The sequence below is a fragment of the Ferrovum sp. PN-J185 genome, from assembly GCF_001581925.1.
GTDB lineage: Bacteria > Pseudomonadota > Gammaproteobacteria > Burkholderiales > Ferrovaceae > PN-J185.
Map to the genome: position 1 here is coordinate 298,690 of NZ_LQZA01000001.1, position 14,280 is coordinate 312,969.

The following is a 14,280-nucleotide window of genomic DNA, read 5'->3' on the forward strand; positions in this document are numbered from 1 at the left end:
TTAATCAAAACGACTATTATACATGACACCAATGACTGATTTCGAGTTGTAGTTGGCTGCGACCATTCCAGTCGTTATTGCTGATGCGAAATAGTAGTTTTAGGTGAGAGGGGAGTGGATCACTGTAATTAAAATAAATACCTTGGTAGCGAACATTCCCCATACTTAATACTAATTTAGAATGTTTTTCGCCTACCGGCCTTTGTTCTAAAAGATCAAATTCTCCCAAAAAAAGTGGAGGTGGAAAGCCTTGTCCCCATACTTTTTCTTCGCAGTCTTGAGCGAGTGCAAGAGTGATTTGTTCTGCCTTCAATTCAGCGTCATAAAAAATAGTTTGTGTTAGAGAGTCTTCGTTTAACATTAGTCGCGCACTCTCTTCAAAGGCAACACAAAACTGTGCAAATTGATCTTTAAAAATACTTACTCCCGCTGCAGCAGCATGACCACCGAAACGTTCAATCATATTCGGGTATCGTTTGCTAATAATATCCAAGGCATCACGTAAATGAAACCCAGATATACTTCGCCCTGAACCTCGAATAGTATGTTCTTCTGTGCTATTTGCGAAGGCAAAAACAGGTCGATGATGTTTCTCTTTTAAACGTGAGGCCACGAGCCCAACCACACCTGGATGCCATTCATTATTGTATAGTGTAATGGTATATTGGTCTTTGATATCAATAAGTTCAAGCTGATCAAATGCAGTTTGTTGCATTTCCTCTTCAACCTGTTTTCTATCTTGATTAAAGTTATTTAATTGTTCAGCTAGCAACAGTGCATAGTCAGGTCGTTGAGTGATCAAACACTCAATTCCAATAGTCATATCGTCCATACGTCCTGCAGCATTCACTCGCGGGCCTAGTGCAAATCCTAAGTCACTACTTTGCACCCGTTGAGGATTTTTGTTTGCCACTTGAAATAAAGCCCTTATTCCAGGTTGCATCGTTCCTTGTCGGATACGTTTAAGCCCCTCATGAATGAGTAAACGATTGGTAGGATCTAACGGAGCCAGATCAGCAATACTCCCTAGAGCGACCAGGTCAAGTAACTGAGCAAGATTGGGTTGCTGTTGTTCGTTGACTAATCCGGCAGCTTTTAACTCGTGTCGAACAGCCAACATGACATAGAAGATAACGCCAACACCTGCTAAAGCTTTGCTTGGAAAAGTACACAAGGGTTGATTAGGATTAACAATGGCAGTGGCATTTGGTAGTGTGTCACCAGGTAAATGGTGGTCGGTGATGATGACAGTAAGTCCCAATTGATTGGCGTAATCCACCCCAGATAGGCTAGCGATACCATTATCAACAGTAATTAACATCTCAGCATTTTTTTCTCGGGCAAGATCCACGACTTCAGGCGTCAGACCGTAGCCCATCGTCAACCTATTAGGTACCACATAATCTACTTTTGCTCCAAAAGAACGTAATGCTCGTATAGCCACAGCGCAAGCTGTGGCTCCGTCTGCATCGTAATCAGCCACAATAATGATTTGTTGTTGTTGTTGAATAGCGTTAACTAGAGAGTGACTAGCCTCATTGATACCCTTCAGTAATGACCAATGAGGTAAGTCTTTTAGATGATCTATCAGGTCTTCTTTTCCTTTGACTCCACGTTGCGCGTAAAGCTGTGCGATGAGTGGAGAGAGCCCTTTTTGGCTAGCGAGATTTTCTATTCTGACGGTATCAAAAGGTCTTTGTTTGAGTTGAGATAATTGAATGGCGCTCATATTACTTGCTAAATTAAATGGGATAAAGGCTTTGGGCGTCGCCAAAAATACCAAGGAGAAATAGGATGTAATCGAATTTCTCTACTATTGGGGTGATCGGTGGCAAATAGTTGAATGATTTGGTTTGATTTTTTTAAGAATAGCAACAAATCTCTAAATAAACTGTTATCAAGTAACACTAACTCCTTTGTCCATTTTTCCCAATCGCCATATGCAGCAGGCGCCTCCAAACTATCAATAATCTCATATTGGTTGATACTAAATTGAGTGAGGCTATCCCAAAACCATACACCTGAAATAGGTTTTTGACCTTTATCTTGTCGTTGTAGATTAACGCTATGATCATGACATAACATCTGTGCTTCATTAAATACTTGGCGCCAAAATGCAGCATTTTCGCCTTGAGGTAAATAATCTGAAATAGTTCTACCCGCTCGGTCAAGTGGATAAGTAGAGTGTTTTATTACTTCTTGTTGACTACCAATTAACCATTGGTTGTTATTGATTATAAAAAACTCAATGTGGTCAACTAAAAAATGATTGTTAAAGATGTTAACTAATGCCTGAGATTCTTCCATAGTGATTGGAAAGGTATGGTGATCCATTAGGACTAAGCCATCACCTTCAATGTGTAGATGTATCGGTGAAGCCAGTAGCCAGTGTGTATAGCGTGAGCGAATTCCTGCTTTTTCTGCTTTAGATTGAGCGAGGCTGGTATGTGGTGGAGAGTGAGAAAACTGCTCTTTATTTATCCGTTTAGATAATGAGCGAATATCAGCGTTAGCCAATAATTTTTCTAGATGAGGTAAGCGAGGTATTTCTCCAGTAAATCTCTCCGGAATTAAGCCTGGCACAATATAAATAGGGTGGTGGTTCATAATATTTGTGTTAAAGGTTACAATGCATCATTTGTATTAAGTATAAAGACTACCATCGTGCAACGTTTTGAACATATTGTAGGTTTGCGTTACACACGCGCTAAGCGTCGTAATCATTTTATTTCCTTTATCTCCATGATTTCTATGGCAGGCATTGGCCTTGGCGTTGCGGCTCTCATTATAGTGCTTTCTGTAATGAACGGATTCCAAAACGAAATGCGTGATCGCATCTTGGGTGTTGCCTCGCACGTACAAATCTATGCTAACGAAGATACAGGGTTATCTCATTGGCAAGAAATCATGTCTCAAACTACCACAATACCTCATGTTACTGCGGCAGCACCTTATATTATGGGACAGGGCATGCTAACCAGTGATAATCATGCTCAAGGGGCTATTATACGCGGTATTTTGCCTACCCAAGAGGCGACAGTTGCTGATCTTGGGCAGCACATGAAAGTTGGTAGCCTCGATAATTTGAAAGCGGGTCAATTTGGTGTGGTTATTGGCAGTGCGTTAGCCGATCATTTACATGTCAATATGGGCGATAAAGTGATTTTGATAACTCCTCAAGGGCAGGTTACTCCTGCAGGAATGTTGCCGCGTTTAAAGCAATTTACGGTGGTTGGGATTTTTAGCGTTGGGATGTACGAATATGATAGTGGCCTTGCTCTCATTCAGTTAAACGATGCGCAAAGACTATTTCGTTTGGGTGAAGATGTTTCAGGTATTCGCTTAAAACTCGATAATTTAATGCTAGCGCCAAACATTGCCAATCAATTGGTAAAAACGCTACCTATTGATGCCTGGGTTAGCGATTGGACCAGAGAGCATGCTAATTTATTTAGAGCCGTAGCCATTGAGAAGAATGTGATGTTCATTATTCTTTTACTGATTGTTGCGGTAGCTGCATTTAATATCGTTTCAACTCTTGTTATGGCAGTGACTGATAAGCAAGCGGATATTGCAATTCTTAGAACACTGGGCGCCTCCTCACAAAGTATTATGCAAATTTTTATCATTCAAGGAGCATTAATCGGATTAGTGGGTACCTTGGGAGGGATGGTGTTTGGAGTAATTATTGCCTTAAATATCCATACTATTGTACCTTTTATTGAACACTTGTTTGGTGTTCATTTCTTATCCCCGCAAGTGTATTTTATCTCCGAGCTTCCTTCGCAATTGGAGTGGTCGGATGTGTTGACAATTGCCATTACCTCTTTTGTATTAACGCTGATAGCCACACTGTATCCCAGTTATCGTGCCTCTAAAATCCAACCTGCGGAGGCCTTACGTTATGAGTAATCAGGTTATTTTAGATGTCCGTCAGTTAAGTAAGGAATTTGTTCAGGGACAAAATCGAATTGAAGTCCTAAAAACAATCAGTTTTCAGGTTAGTTCGGGTCAACACGTAGCTATTATTGGCGCCTCAGGTAGTGGGAAAAGTACGTTACTACATCTATTAGGTGGGTTAGATCGTCCATCAACGGGTGAGGTCATTCTTGAAGGTCAAGCACTGTCTCGATTAACGGATAAAGAGATAGGGGCTATTCGTAACAAGAAGTTAGGTTTTGTCTATCAATTTCATCATCTGTTGCCAGAATTCAGCGCCCTTGAAAATGTTGCTATGCCTTTATGGATTGGGCGAGTTGATCGACATGTCAGTGAGGAGCGTGCAACAGCAATGTTAGAGGCGGTGGGGTTGGGACATCGTTTGACTCATCGCCCAGCTGAACTCTCAGGAGGAGAAAGGCAACGCGCCGCTGTAGCAAGGGCTTTGGTCAATCAACCACGTTTGGTGTTAGCAGATGAACCAACTGGTAACCTTGATCGCCATACGGCTGAAGGGGTATTTGATGTGATGTTACAACTGAACCGTGAAACGGGTTCTTCATTGATCATGGTTACCCATGATTTAGAATTAGCCTCACGCGCAGACTGTCAGTACCGTTTGTTAGATGGGGAATTGGTACAAGAAAAATAACAATAATTCAGTTATTAAGTTGGCATAATAAAGTCATGCTTTCAGTTATACTGAAAGGAGTTATTTTGGACAATTATTATGGTTTCAAGGACCCATACACCTCATTATCTTGATCGATCCCAGGGTATTGCTATTCTGGAATTAGGTGGGCGTTATGGGCAACACGAAACCCATCTGATTGAAAAAGCTTTTCAGCTTACTGTTGAGGCAGAATCAGTAGATGATGACGCGTCTCTTCCTACTTTACAAAAAGCCTTGAGTGTTGCTCGTTTGCTCAGTGATATTGAAGCTCATCCTGTATGCATCATTGTGGCTTTATTACGGGCACTTCCTTGGCAAAGACTTGAAAAAATGTCACTTCGAGAAGAGTTTGATACCGAAGTTCATACTATTATTCATGATTTACATCGCATTGATCAAACAATCGCAGCCATTCAGGATCTTCCACATAACGCTCAACATGACCAACAACGATTAGAGGGAGTAAGAAAGTTATTGTTAGCCATGGCACAAGACATTCGAGTGGTGATTGTGGCATTGGCAGAACAAGTCTGGTTAATGCGTATAGTCAGTGAACTCGATACGCAAGACCAACTTAATCGAGCCCATCAAACGATGGACTTATATGCCCCACTGGCTAATCGTTTGGGTGTATGGCATTTAAAATGGGAGTTAGAGGATTTATCATTTCGTATCCTTGAGCCCGCTACTTATAAGGCTATTGCAAAGCGTCTAGACGAAAAATTGGTTGATCGTGAACGTTATATCAATACCGTTATTCACACTCTTGAAAATGAATTGAAAGAAGCGGGTATTGAGGCAACTGTTCAAGGGCGTCCTAAGCATATTTATAGTATCGTAAAAAAAATGCGCTCTAAAAATTTAGACTTTGAAAATCTATATGATGTTAGAGCCTTAAGAGTAATCGTAAAAGAAATACGAGATTGCTACACCGTATTAGGGCTTGTTCATCATCTTTGGGTTCCTATCTCAGGAGAATTCGATGACTATATTGCAAGGCCTAAAGGAAATTTCTATCGCTCACTTCATACGGCTGTAATTGGTCCTGAAGATAAGGCATTAGAAATTCAGATTCGTACTGAAGAAATGCATAGGGATTCAGAGCTTGGGGTAGCTTCGCACTGGCGTTACAAGGAAGGATCAAATAAAGCAGACAGACGATTTGATGAGAGAGTGGCCTGGTTAAGACAAATGCTTGCTTGGCAGTATGAAGTGGCATTGTCAGGAACACATAAAGAAATGGCTCCTTCTTTGGATGATGTCATTTATGTATTTACTCCTCAAGGACGGGTAATCGATTTACCTCGTGGCGCCACACCAGTTGATTTTGCTTACCATGTTCATACGGATTTAGGGCATCGTTGTCGCGGTGCGAAGGTAGATGGGCAAATTGTTAATCTTAACTATCCTCTTGATAATGCGCAGCGTGTTGAAATTATTACTGTAAGGCAAGGTGGCCCAAGTCGTGATTGGTTAAATCCTGAGTATGGATATCTTAAAAGCCCACGTGCTTTAGCAAAAGTACGCCATTGGTTTAAACAGCTCCATCAAGAAGAGGATATTGCTCAGGGACGAATTATTTTTGAAAAAATCGTTCATCGAGTCGGAAAAACGCAGCCCAATAGCGAGCGTTTAGCTCAACAAGCGGGTTATACGCGAGTAGAAGATTTTTTGATTGGTCTTGCCAGAGGTGATATCTCTCAACACCAAGTTGAACTTCAGTTGATACCTGAAGTCGCTGAAGCGCCACTGACTGCTGATCAATTTATTCATAAAGAGCTCGCTCAGCAGGATTCAAGTGGGGTGTTGGTACTGGGAGTGACTAATATTGCCACTTTCTTTGCCAAGTGTTGTAAACCTGTACCACCAGAACCTATTGTTGGCTTTGTCACCCGAGGTAGGGGGGTCAGTATTCATCGAGCAAATTGTCGCAGTTTGGCTGCCTTAACAGCTACCCAATGGCAGCGTATGATGCCTGCCCAATGGGGGAAGACCACAGATGGGCTATACAGTGTCGATGTTGTCGTCGAAGCCCAAGACAGGCAGGGGTTGTTACGCGATATTTCTGAAGCGTTTACCCGAGAGCATATTAATGTTACTGCAGTAAATACATTATCGCGCGGTGCACAGGCGCATATGAAATTCACAGTGCAAATTCATAGTTTAGAACAACTAGCTCGTGCCCTTAAAATTGCTATAACAATTAAAGGTGTGACGCAGGCTTATCGTCAGTAGTGTTCATGATTTTTTTAAGCCATTGCCCAATTAGTTGAATTTCTTCATAACATACAGAGTGACCCATCACATAATGATGCCATTCAAGAGTACAACCTTGTTCTCTGAGATAGTCTGCAGCCTGTCTACCAAGGCTAATTGGCACTACATTATCTGCAGTACCGTGCACCATTAGAATAGGAGTGTTTTTATTGGTGTCTATGACAGGTGGATGGTTATCTACTTGGGGTAGGTAAGTGGATAAGGCCATGAATCCTGCCAGAGCTTTGCTAGTGTGAGTAGCTAGAGTTAAAGTGATTGCTCCCCCTTGCGAGAAGCCAGCAATAATAATATGTTTGCTATCAATCCCTTGTTGAATTTGTTCATCGATTAAGGTTTCAATAGCCCTTGCGGACTGAGTAACCCCCTGAAAATCAATTTGACGATTAAGTCCATCAAAAGCAATGTCATACCAAGCACGCATAACCATACCATGATTGATGGAAACTGGGCGTTGTGGAGCATGAGGAAACACAAAACGAATAGTATGGTTATCTGGTAATCCAAGCTCATTTACAATAGGAGCAAAATCATAACCATCTGCACCAAGACCATGTAACCAAATTACGCACCATTGAGCAGTACTAGAGGGTTCAATAACATGGCAATCTAGATTAATACTCATTATTGACCGCTCCCTGGGCGTTGTGCTGATTTAGGGCGGAACACATTGATGGTATTGGGACGAGAGAGTAAATAAGGCCCACCAATCAAATCAATACAATAGGGAACTGCAGCGAAAATTCCATCTAAGGTTTCTTTAATTGCCTTGGGTTGCCCGGGGAGATTAATAATCAGTGATGAGCCACGTATTACCGCAACTTGTCGAGACAAAATTGCAGTGGGAGTATATTGTAAGTTGTTACGTCTCATTTGTTCCCCAAAACCATCTAGTACTTTATCGGCCACACGCAAAGTAGCTTCAGGGGTGACATCACGTTTTGCAGGACCTGTGCCGCCCGTTGTTACAATAAGAGAGCAGTGTTTGGTATCCGCAAGCTCAATTAAGGTATGCTCGATGACAGCTTGTTCGTCAGCAATGAGTCTACTTTCAAAATGAATGGGGTTTTCAAGAGTATTTTCAAACCATTCGTGTAGGGCGGGTAGCCCCTTATCCTCATAGACACCGGAAGAGGCTCGGTCACTAATCGAGAGAATACCGATGGTGATCGGTTCAAAATCAGTTTTGGTCGTCATGATCTATATGTATTGTGTGTTGGGTAAGTTGTTCGAGAATTAAGCGATACAATTGACGAAATGAACGTGGTGGTTTTTGTGCTTGATGTTCTTTAATCGCATTCATAGCCAGTTGCCTTAACTGTGTCCTATCTGCCTCTGGGTGGGCTTCACAGAACTGATCGAGTTGGCGGATATCCTCAATAATTTTTTGACGCCATTGTTCAGCTAAATGTTGTAGGGCTACAGCTTCCCTGGATACCCCTTTTAATTGATCGAGATAGGCTATAAGTGGCTCTGGATCAACCTCTCGCATAAGTTTACCAATATATTGCAATTGTCGACGAATAGCACCATGCGCCTTGAAAGTTTTAACATCCAACAACGCTTTTTCGAGTGTTTCAGGTAAGGCTAGGTGTTTGATCTTATCCTGGCTTAATTGGGATAAAGCTTCACCCAAAGCCTGCAGGTCGTGCATTTCACGCTTACGTTGTGATTTACTGATTGGTTCGTCTAAAGACACGGTTTTTCCCAGGCGATGCTAATCTTGATATGATACCGGATTGAGGCTAAGAGAGTAAGCCGTTAGACTGTATTAATAAAGGTAAAAAGAGCTGTCCTATGGATTCTGTGATGAATAATAAAAGTTTTTCTAATACCCCCGAGCATTTGTCTGAGCTCGTTGAGGAAGCACTAAAGCAAGCGAAAGCCAACGGTGCGACAGCGGCTGAGGCCGATGTCAGTGAAGGTTTTGGCTATTCGGTGACAGTAAGGTTAAAAGAAGTTGAGACAATTGAGTACAATCGCGATAAAGACTTAAGCGTTACTGTTTACTTTGGTCAAAAGAAAGGACATGCCAGTACTTCCGATCTCTCTCTAAGTGCGTTAAAAGATACCGTAAATAAAGCTACTACCATAGCAAAATATACTGCCGCAGATGAGTACGCAGGTCTTGCTGATGCAGCTTTATTTGCCAAGGCACCATTTCCAGATTTAAATTTGTACCATCCTTGGAATTTACCTGTAGATGAGGCTGTGACTCTCGCTAAACGTTGTGAAGAGGAAGCCCTAAAAGTTGATAAGGAAATACATAACTCAGAAGGTGCGACAGTCTACACGCAAGAATCCCAATTTGTTTATGGTAACTCGGCAGGATTTCTAGGTGGCTTTAGTGGCTCGAGTCATGGCATCAGCTGCTCGGTTATTGCTGGGGTTGATAGCAATATGCAACGCGATTATTGGTACACCACAGCTCGCGATGCCAAAGATATGGATAGTCCTGAAAAGGTAGGTCATGAAGCAGGGATAAGAACTGTTAGACGGTTGAATGCAAGACGAGTGAAAACCTGTAAGGTGCCCGTTTTATTTGACGCCACATTGGCTTCAGGTTTGTTAGGCCATTTTGTGGGTGCGGTTAGCGGCGGGGCTCAATATCGGAAGTCTTCTTTTTTACTGAATAGTCTTGATAAGGCAGTGTTTGCTCCACAAATACAAATTATTGAAGATCCTTTAATTTTAAAAGGACTTGCCAGTACCTCTTTTGATGATGAGGGAGTACAAACAACTCGTCGTCAGGTCGTTAAAGACGGTGTATTACAAGGCTATTTTTTAAGTAGTTACTCAGCACGTAAATTGGGTTTGCAAACAACGGGCAATTCTGGTGGAAGTCACAATTTGATTATCCAACCTTTTGGCGGATCGTTTGAGGATCTACTTAAGCAAATGGGAACGGGGTTATGGGTGACTGAATTATTAGGTCATGGTGTTAATTCCGTAACTGGAGATTATTCACGAGGAGCCGCTGGTTTTTGGGTAGAAAATGGCCAAATACAATTTCCGGTACAAGAGGTTACTATCGCCAGTAACCTTAAAGATATGTTCAAGCAAATTATTGGAGTAGGAAACGATATATTAATTAGAGGATCAAAAATCACTGGTTCAATTCTAATTGAAAACATGACAGTGGCTGGTGAATAACTAAGGATTAATGTATGAAATGCCCATTCTGCGGTACGCTTGATTCGCAAGTTATTGACTCACGAGTGAATGAGTCTGGTGACAGTGTACGCCGTAGACGTCGTTGTGTTGGTTGCAATAAGCGTTTTACGACCTATGAAATGGCTGATGTTCGCTATCCTCAAATTGTCAAACAAAATGGTAAACGTGAGGATTTTTCAATTGATAAAATCCGTTCGAGTTTTTTGCGCGCATTGCACAAGCGCCCTGTCTCCGCTGAGTTACTTGATGAGGCCGTCAACCGAATTAATCAAAAATTACTTGCTCAAGGCGAACGGGAAATTCAATCTTTACGGGTTGGGGAAATGGTGATGGAAGAATTAAGGCGTCTTGATAAAGTAGCCTATATTCGTTTTGCGTCTGTATATCGTAGTTTCCAAGATGTTGATGATTTTAGGGATGTCATTCGTGATCTCTAATATTGTTTTCCCTGAAGATGTAGTTTGGATGCGTCAAGCTCTAGCGTTGGCTGAAAAAGGATTATTTACTACCATGCCAAACCCTAGAGTAGGAGCGGTAGTAGTCAATAATGGACAAAAAGTGGGAGAAGGTTTTCATGAGCGTGCAGGGGAGTCTCACGCGGAAGTATTTGCTCTACAGCAAGCACGCGAATTGACACGTGGCGCAACGCTCTATGTAACGCTTGAGCCCTGCAGTCATTATGGCCGAACCCCTCCCTGTGTTGATAGTGTCATTAAGGCGGGTATTCAACGGGTAGTCATTGCCATGCAAGATCCCAACCCATTGGTGTCAGGTCAAGGGATCGCCAGATTAAAAGAGCATGGCATTGCAGTGTGTGTCGGCGTTGAAGAAGACAAAGCACGAGAATTAAATATAGGGTTTATTTCCCGTATGGAGCGTCAACGCCCTTGGATAAGAGCTAAAGTAGCCATGAGTATGGATGCGGTAACAGCTCTGTCTTCAGGAGAAAGTCAGTGGATTACTCATGATACTGCACGCAGGGATGGCCACAGTTGGCGTGCACGAAGTTGCGCCATGTTAACGGGAGCGGGAACGGTGAGGGCGGATAATCCGCGCTTGACAGTTCGTTCAATTGAGTCTTCTCGTCAACCATTACGAATCGTTATTGATAATCGACTTGATACCCATCCTGATGCCCATATTTATGATAATGGACATGCTGTCATTTTAACTGTGAGTTCGGTTATTGAGCGTATAGCTCAATATGAAAAACGAGGCGTTAAAGTACTGTGTCTAGAAGCAGGTGAAAATGGCCGAGTAGCTATGGAATCGGTGGTAAAAGTGCTGCATTCACTCCAAATCAACGAGGTGTTGTTAGAGACAGGGCAGCGCTTAAACGGCGTTTTTTTAGAAGCAGGTTTGATAGATGAGTGGATATGTTATGTCGCCCCCACTTTTTTAGGAACAGGCGGAGCTGGCGTAGCCCAGTTTGGTCCTTTAGCTCATCTTTCACAGCGTGTTGATTTTACAGTTGTTGATGTGAAACAAATGGCTGAAGATATACGTGTCATGTTAAGAGCGCCTGCATCAATAAAGTGGTTAAATAGGAAATAATTATGTTTACTGGAATTATTTTAGCAACAGGGAAAATAGTAGAACAAGAACAATTAGAGCAGGGGTTACGTCTACGTATTGATACAACAATGGATTTATCAGACGTCGCAATTGGTGATTCGATCGCTGTTAATGGTGTTTGTTTAACAGTAGTTAAGCTATTGGAACACGGTTTTTTGATGGATGTATCTCGTCATACTCTTGATGTGACGGTAGGGCTTGAGTTGGGCAAGGTAGTGAATTTAGAAAAAGCATTAAGGCTTGCTGATCGTCTTGGGGGTCATTTGGTATCAGGACACGTGGATGGTTTAGGTGAGGTGATACATTACCATGCTATTGGAGAAAGTTGGTTCTTAGAGATTAAGGCTTCTTCAGATTTATCGCGGTACATCGCAAAAAAAGGATCTATTACTGTCAATGGTATCTCGTTGACAGTTAACAGTATTGAGCAAGATAACTTTACTATTAATATTATTCCTCATACACGTGAAGTAACTAATTTTAAAGAATTAGCTGTGGGCAGTAAGGTTAATTTAGAGATTGATTTGATTGCTCGTTACATTGAACGCTCTCGTATGTGGGAGAGTAATAGAGAAATAAGATAAAATAGCTTTTTGCTCTTTAGGAAAGGTCATGATCAACAGCAGTGCTACGCGCTCAACTCTACCAGGGTTATCTCCTACATCGGAAATTATTGAGGAAATTCGAGCGGGACGAATGGTGGTATTGGTGGACGATGAAGACCGCGAGAATGAAGGTGATCTTGTTTTGGCGGCAGAGTACGTTACCCCAGAAGCCATTAACTTTATGGCTCGCTATGGTCGTGGGCTAATTTGTTTAACACTAACCCAAGAGCGCTGTCGACAATTAAATCTTCCGCTAATGGTTTCAGACAATAGATCAAGTATGACAACTAATTTTACTGTGTCTATTGAGGCGGCTAAGGGAGTGACTACAGGAATTTCAGCTGCCGATCGAGCGCAAACTATTAAAGCAGCTGTTGCGCGTTTTGCTCGTCCGGAAGATTTGGTTCAGCCAGGACATATTTTTCCTTTAATGGCACGTCGTGGAGGAGTATTAATTCGTGCTGGTCACACTGAGGCTGGATGTGATTTGTCTCAGCTTGCTGGTCTTGAGCCAAGTGCTGTGATTTGTGAAATATTGAAAGATGATGGTGAGATGGCCAGATTACCTGACTTGATTGAGTTTGCACAACAGCATCAATTAAAAGTTGGTACTATTGCTGACTTAATTCACTATCGTAGTCAAAATGAACGTTTGGTGGAGAGAGCAGCAGAACGCGAATTGGTTACTCCTTATGGTACATTTAAGGTTGCAGCATATTATGATGCGATTGCTAATCGAACTCATTTGGCATTGGTTCATGGCACTATTGACGCCGAGCAAGAAACTCTTGTGAGAGTTCACGAGCCGTTTTTTTTGGTGGATATCTTTGATGAACGTGCTTATCAACATTCTTTCGGAATTCAAAGTGCCTTGCGTCGCATAACTGAAGCAAAGTGTGGTGTGTTGGTATTATTGCAAGGTGAAGAAAGTGCTGAAGATTTAATTGCTTGGGCAAGTCCTAATCAAGAGTTACCTCCTAGAAAATGGGATTCAAGGTTGTATGGAGTAGGGGCGCAGATTTTAAGAGATCTGGGTGTTCAGAAAATGAGAGTATTATCTCGCTTACGAAAAATCCCCAGTATGGCAGGATTTGGATTGGAGGTTGTAGGGTATGTCGCACCAAACGAATAGTCCCAGAAATACCAGCATGGCTGATATTTCGAGTAACGGTAAAGGGTTACGTATTGCTATTGTTATTTCACGTTTCAATGAAGCCATTGGCGAACATTTGTTGGCCTCCACCGGCAAAGCATTAATTGACCATGGTGTGTTAGAGCAAGATATCCCCGTGATACGTGTTCCAGGTGCACTTGAGATTCCGTTAGCCCTCAAATCCTTAGCATTAACCAAGCGTTTTGATGCATTAATTGCGTTAGGTTCAGTGGTGCGAGGAGAAACGTATCATTTTGAGATTGTTGCTAATGAAAGTGCGGCTGGAATTACTGCTGTACAGTTAGAAACAGGTGTTCCTGTGGCTAATGGTATTTTAACAACGGAAAATGATGCACAAGCTTTTGCAAGAGTAGAGCAAAAAGGATTAGATTGTGCTCTGGCAGCAATAGAAATGGCTCGACTTTTAGCAGAAATTAGAATGGGTGAATTGTGAAATCAGCAAGACGATTAGCACGTGAAGGAGTGGTACAGGGTTTGTATTCATGGCAGATGACTGGGGATACCATGGCGCATATTAGCCAGCATATTCTGTCACAAAACCATATGGCACGAGCTGATATGCCTTTGATGAAAAGTTATTTACAAGGCATTCATGATGCAATAGAGGAGTTGAATGTTTTTGTAGCCCCCTATCTTGATCGTGATTTAGATAGTGTAAGTCCGATTGAAAAGTCTATTCTTTGGTTGGCAGCCTACGAACTACGCCACTCTCTTGATACCCCCTTTCGTGTCATTATTAATGAAGCAGTTGAAATAGCAAAGTCGTTTGGTGCTACCGATGGTCATAAATACATTAATGGTGTAATTGATAAAATGGCTTTAGATGTACGTCCTAAGGAAGTGAAACTGATAAAGGGTTAGGGGAT

At 42.0% G+C, this 14,280-nt stretch carries 15 protein-coding genes; 10 read left to right on the forward strand and 5 right to left on the reverse strand.

The features are described 5' to 3' along the window. Nucleotides 1-16: 16 nt before the first annotated feature. Both recJ and FV185_RS01460 read right to left on the reverse strand, forming a co-directional pair. Nucleotides 17-1,729 (reverse strand): single-stranded-DNA-specific exonuclease RecJ, encoded by a 1,713-nt coding sequence (recJ, locus tag FV185_RS01455; RefSeq protein WP_067492867.1) that lies wholly within the window; start codon nt 1,727-1,729, stop codon nt 17-19. A gap of 8 nt (nt 1,730-1,737) precedes the next feature. Continuing rightward, a complete protein-coding gene (locus FV185_RS01460) occupies nt 1,738-2,607 on the reverse strand; it encodes a hypothetical protein (RefSeq protein ID WP_067492869.1) in 870 nt (289 codons plus the stop codon). Nucleotides 2,608-2,664: 57 nt separating this feature from the next. Here FV185_RS01460 and FV185_RS01465 point away from each other — a divergent pair, with 57 nt between their 5' ends. The 3 genes from FV185_RS01465 to FV185_RS01475 all read left to right on the forward strand — a co-directional run bounded on the left by FV185_RS01465 (nt 2,665) and on the right by FV185_RS01475 (nt 6,847). Further along, nucleotides 2,665-3,912 carry a lipoprotein-releasing ABC transporter permease subunit gene (locus tag FV185_RS01465; protein WP_082787026.1) on the forward strand — a complete coding sequence of 416 codons (1,248 nt, stop codon included), beginning with the start codon at nt 2,665-2,667 and terminating at the stop codon, nt 3,910-3,912. After that, entirely contained in the window at nt 3,905-4,591 is a 687-nt protein-coding gene (gene lolD, locus FV185_RS01470; protein WP_067492872.1) for a lipoprotein-releasing ABC transporter ATP-binding protein LolD, read from the forward strand. Before FV185_RS01465 ends, lolD begins: the two co-directional genes overlap by 8 nt. A 78-nt stretch (nt 4,592-4,669) precedes the next feature. Next, the gene (locus FV185_RS01475; RefSeq protein WP_067492874.1) at nt 4,670-6,847 is read left to right on the forward strand and encodes a RelA/SpoT family protein; all 2,178 of its coding nucleotides are present in this window, start codon (nt 4,670-4,672) and stop codon (nt 6,845-6,847) included. Here FV185_RS01475 and FV185_RS01480 read toward each other — a convergent pair. From FV185_RS01480 to yjgA, 3 genes are read right to left on the reverse strand one after another with little or no spacing between them, the layout of a single operon-like run. Next, nucleotides 6,816-7,511, reverse strand: a complete 696-nt coding sequence (locus tag FV185_RS01480; protein ID WP_067492876.1) for an alpha/beta hydrolase — start codon at nt 7,509-7,511, stop codon at nt 6,816-6,818. The genes FV185_RS01475 and FV185_RS01480 overlap by 32 nt on opposite strands. Next, complete coding sequence (gene mog / locus FV185_RS01485; RefSeq protein WP_067492878.1) at nt 7,511-8,083, reverse strand: molybdopterin adenylyltransferase; 573 nt, start codon at nt 8,081-8,083, stop codon at nt 7,511-7,513. The genes FV185_RS01480 and mog overlap by 1 nt, the downstream gene beginning before the upstream one ends. Beyond that, the gene (gene yjgA, locus FV185_RS01490; RefSeq protein ID WP_067492880.1) at nt 8,067-8,585 is read right to left on the reverse strand and encodes a ribosome biogenesis factor YjgA; all 519 of its coding nucleotides are present in this window, start codon (nt 8,583-8,585) and stop codon (nt 8,067-8,069) included. Before yjgA ends, mog begins: the two co-directional genes overlap by 17 nt. A gap of 110 nt (nt 8,586-8,695) precedes the next feature. Here yjgA and pmbA point away from each other — a divergent pair, with 110 nt between their 5' ends. The 7 genes from pmbA to nusB are packed head-to-tail and all read left to right on the forward strand — an operon-like array spanning nt 8,696 to nt 14,275. Continuing rightward, on the forward strand, nt 8,696-10,039 hold the full coding sequence (pmbA, locus tag FV185_RS01495) for a metalloprotease PmbA (protein WP_067494178.1): 1,344 nt from the start codon (nt 8,696-8,698) through the stop codon (nt 10,037-10,039). 14 nt (nt 10,040-10,053) lie between these two features. Further along, nucleotides 10,054-10,497, forward strand: a complete 444-nt coding sequence (gene nrdR / locus FV185_RS01500; RefSeq protein WP_067492882.1) for a transcriptional regulator NrdR — start codon at nt 10,054-10,056, stop codon at nt 10,495-10,497. Further along, complete coding sequence (gene ribD / locus FV185_RS01505) at nt 10,487-11,614, forward strand: bifunctional diaminohydroxyphosphoribosylaminopyrimidine deaminase/5-amino-6-(5-phosphoribosylamino)uracil reductase RibD (protein ID WP_197457705.1); 1,128 nt, start codon at nt 10,487-10,489, stop codon at nt 11,612-11,614. Before nrdR ends, ribD begins: the two co-directional genes overlap by 11 nt. Before the next feature lie 2 nt (nt 11,615-11,616). After that, nucleotides 11,617-12,219, forward strand: coding sequence for a riboflavin synthase (locus FV185_RS01510; RefSeq protein WP_067492885.1), 603 nt, complete (start codon nt 11,617-11,619; stop codon nt 12,217-12,219). Nucleotides 12,220-12,247: 28 nt separating this feature from the next. Further along, the gene (gene ribBA, locus FV185_RS01515; RefSeq protein WP_067492887.1) at nt 12,248-13,372 is read left to right on the forward strand and encodes a bifunctional 3,4-dihydroxy-2-butanone-4-phosphate synthase/GTP cyclohydrolase II; all 1,125 of its coding nucleotides are present in this window, start codon (nt 12,248-12,250) and stop codon (nt 13,370-13,372) included. Next, complete coding sequence (ribH, locus tag FV185_RS01520) at nt 13,353-13,847, forward strand: 6,7-dimethyl-8-ribityllumazine synthase (RefSeq protein ID WP_067492889.1); 495 nt, start codon at nt 13,353-13,355, stop codon at nt 13,845-13,847. Before ribBA ends, ribH begins: the two co-directional genes overlap by 20 nt. Beyond that, nucleotides 13,844-14,275, forward strand: coding sequence for a transcription antitermination factor NusB (gene nusB / locus FV185_RS01525; RefSeq protein ID WP_197457706.1), 432 nt, complete (start codon nt 13,844-13,846; stop codon nt 14,273-14,275). The genes ribH and nusB overlap by 4 nt, the downstream gene beginning before the upstream one ends. Nucleotides 14,276-14,280: the final 5 nt, after the last annotated feature.

Bases quoted from the DNA above. Each gene is read 5' to 3' on its own strand.
- recJ (WP_067492867.1), bottom strand. From the start codon at position 1,729: ATGAGCGCCATTCAATTATCTCAACTCAAACAAAGACCTTTTGATACC.
- FV185_RS01460 (WP_067492869.1), bottom strand. From the start codon at position 2,607: ATGAACCACCACCCTATTTATATTGTGCCAGGCTTAATTCCGGAGAGA.
- lolD (WP_067492872.1), top strand. From the start codon at position 3,905: ATGAGTAATCAGGTTATTTTAGATGTCCGTCAGTTAAGTAAGGAATTT.
- FV185_RS01475 (WP_067492874.1), top strand. From the start codon at position 4,670: ATGGTTTCAAGGACCCATACACCTCATTATCTTGATCGATCCCAGGGT.
- FV185_RS01480 (WP_067492876.1), bottom strand. From the start codon at position 7,511: ATGAGTATTAATCTAGATTGCCATGTTATTGAACCCTCTAGTACTGCT.
- mog (WP_067492878.1), bottom strand. From the start codon at position 8,083: ATGACGACCAAAACTGATTTTGAACCGATCACCATCGGTATTCTCTCG.
- pmbA (WP_067494178.1), top strand. From the start codon at position 8,696: ATGAATAATAAAAGTTTTTCTAATACCCCCGAGCATTTGTCTGAGCTC.
- nrdR (WP_067492882.1), top strand. From the start codon at position 10,054: ATGAAATGCCCATTCTGCGGTACGCTTGATTCGCAAGTTATTGACTCA.
- FV185_RS01510 (WP_067492885.1), top strand. From the start codon at position 11,617: ATGTTTACTGGAATTATTTTAGCAACAGGGAAAATAGTAGAACAAGAA.
- ribBA (WP_067492887.1), top strand. From the start codon at position 12,248: ATGATCAACAGCAGTGCTACGCGCTCAACTCTACCAGGGTTATCTCCT.
- ribH (WP_067492889.1), top strand. From the start codon at position 13,353: ATGTCGCACCAAACGAATAGTCCCAGAAATACCAGCATGGCTGATATT.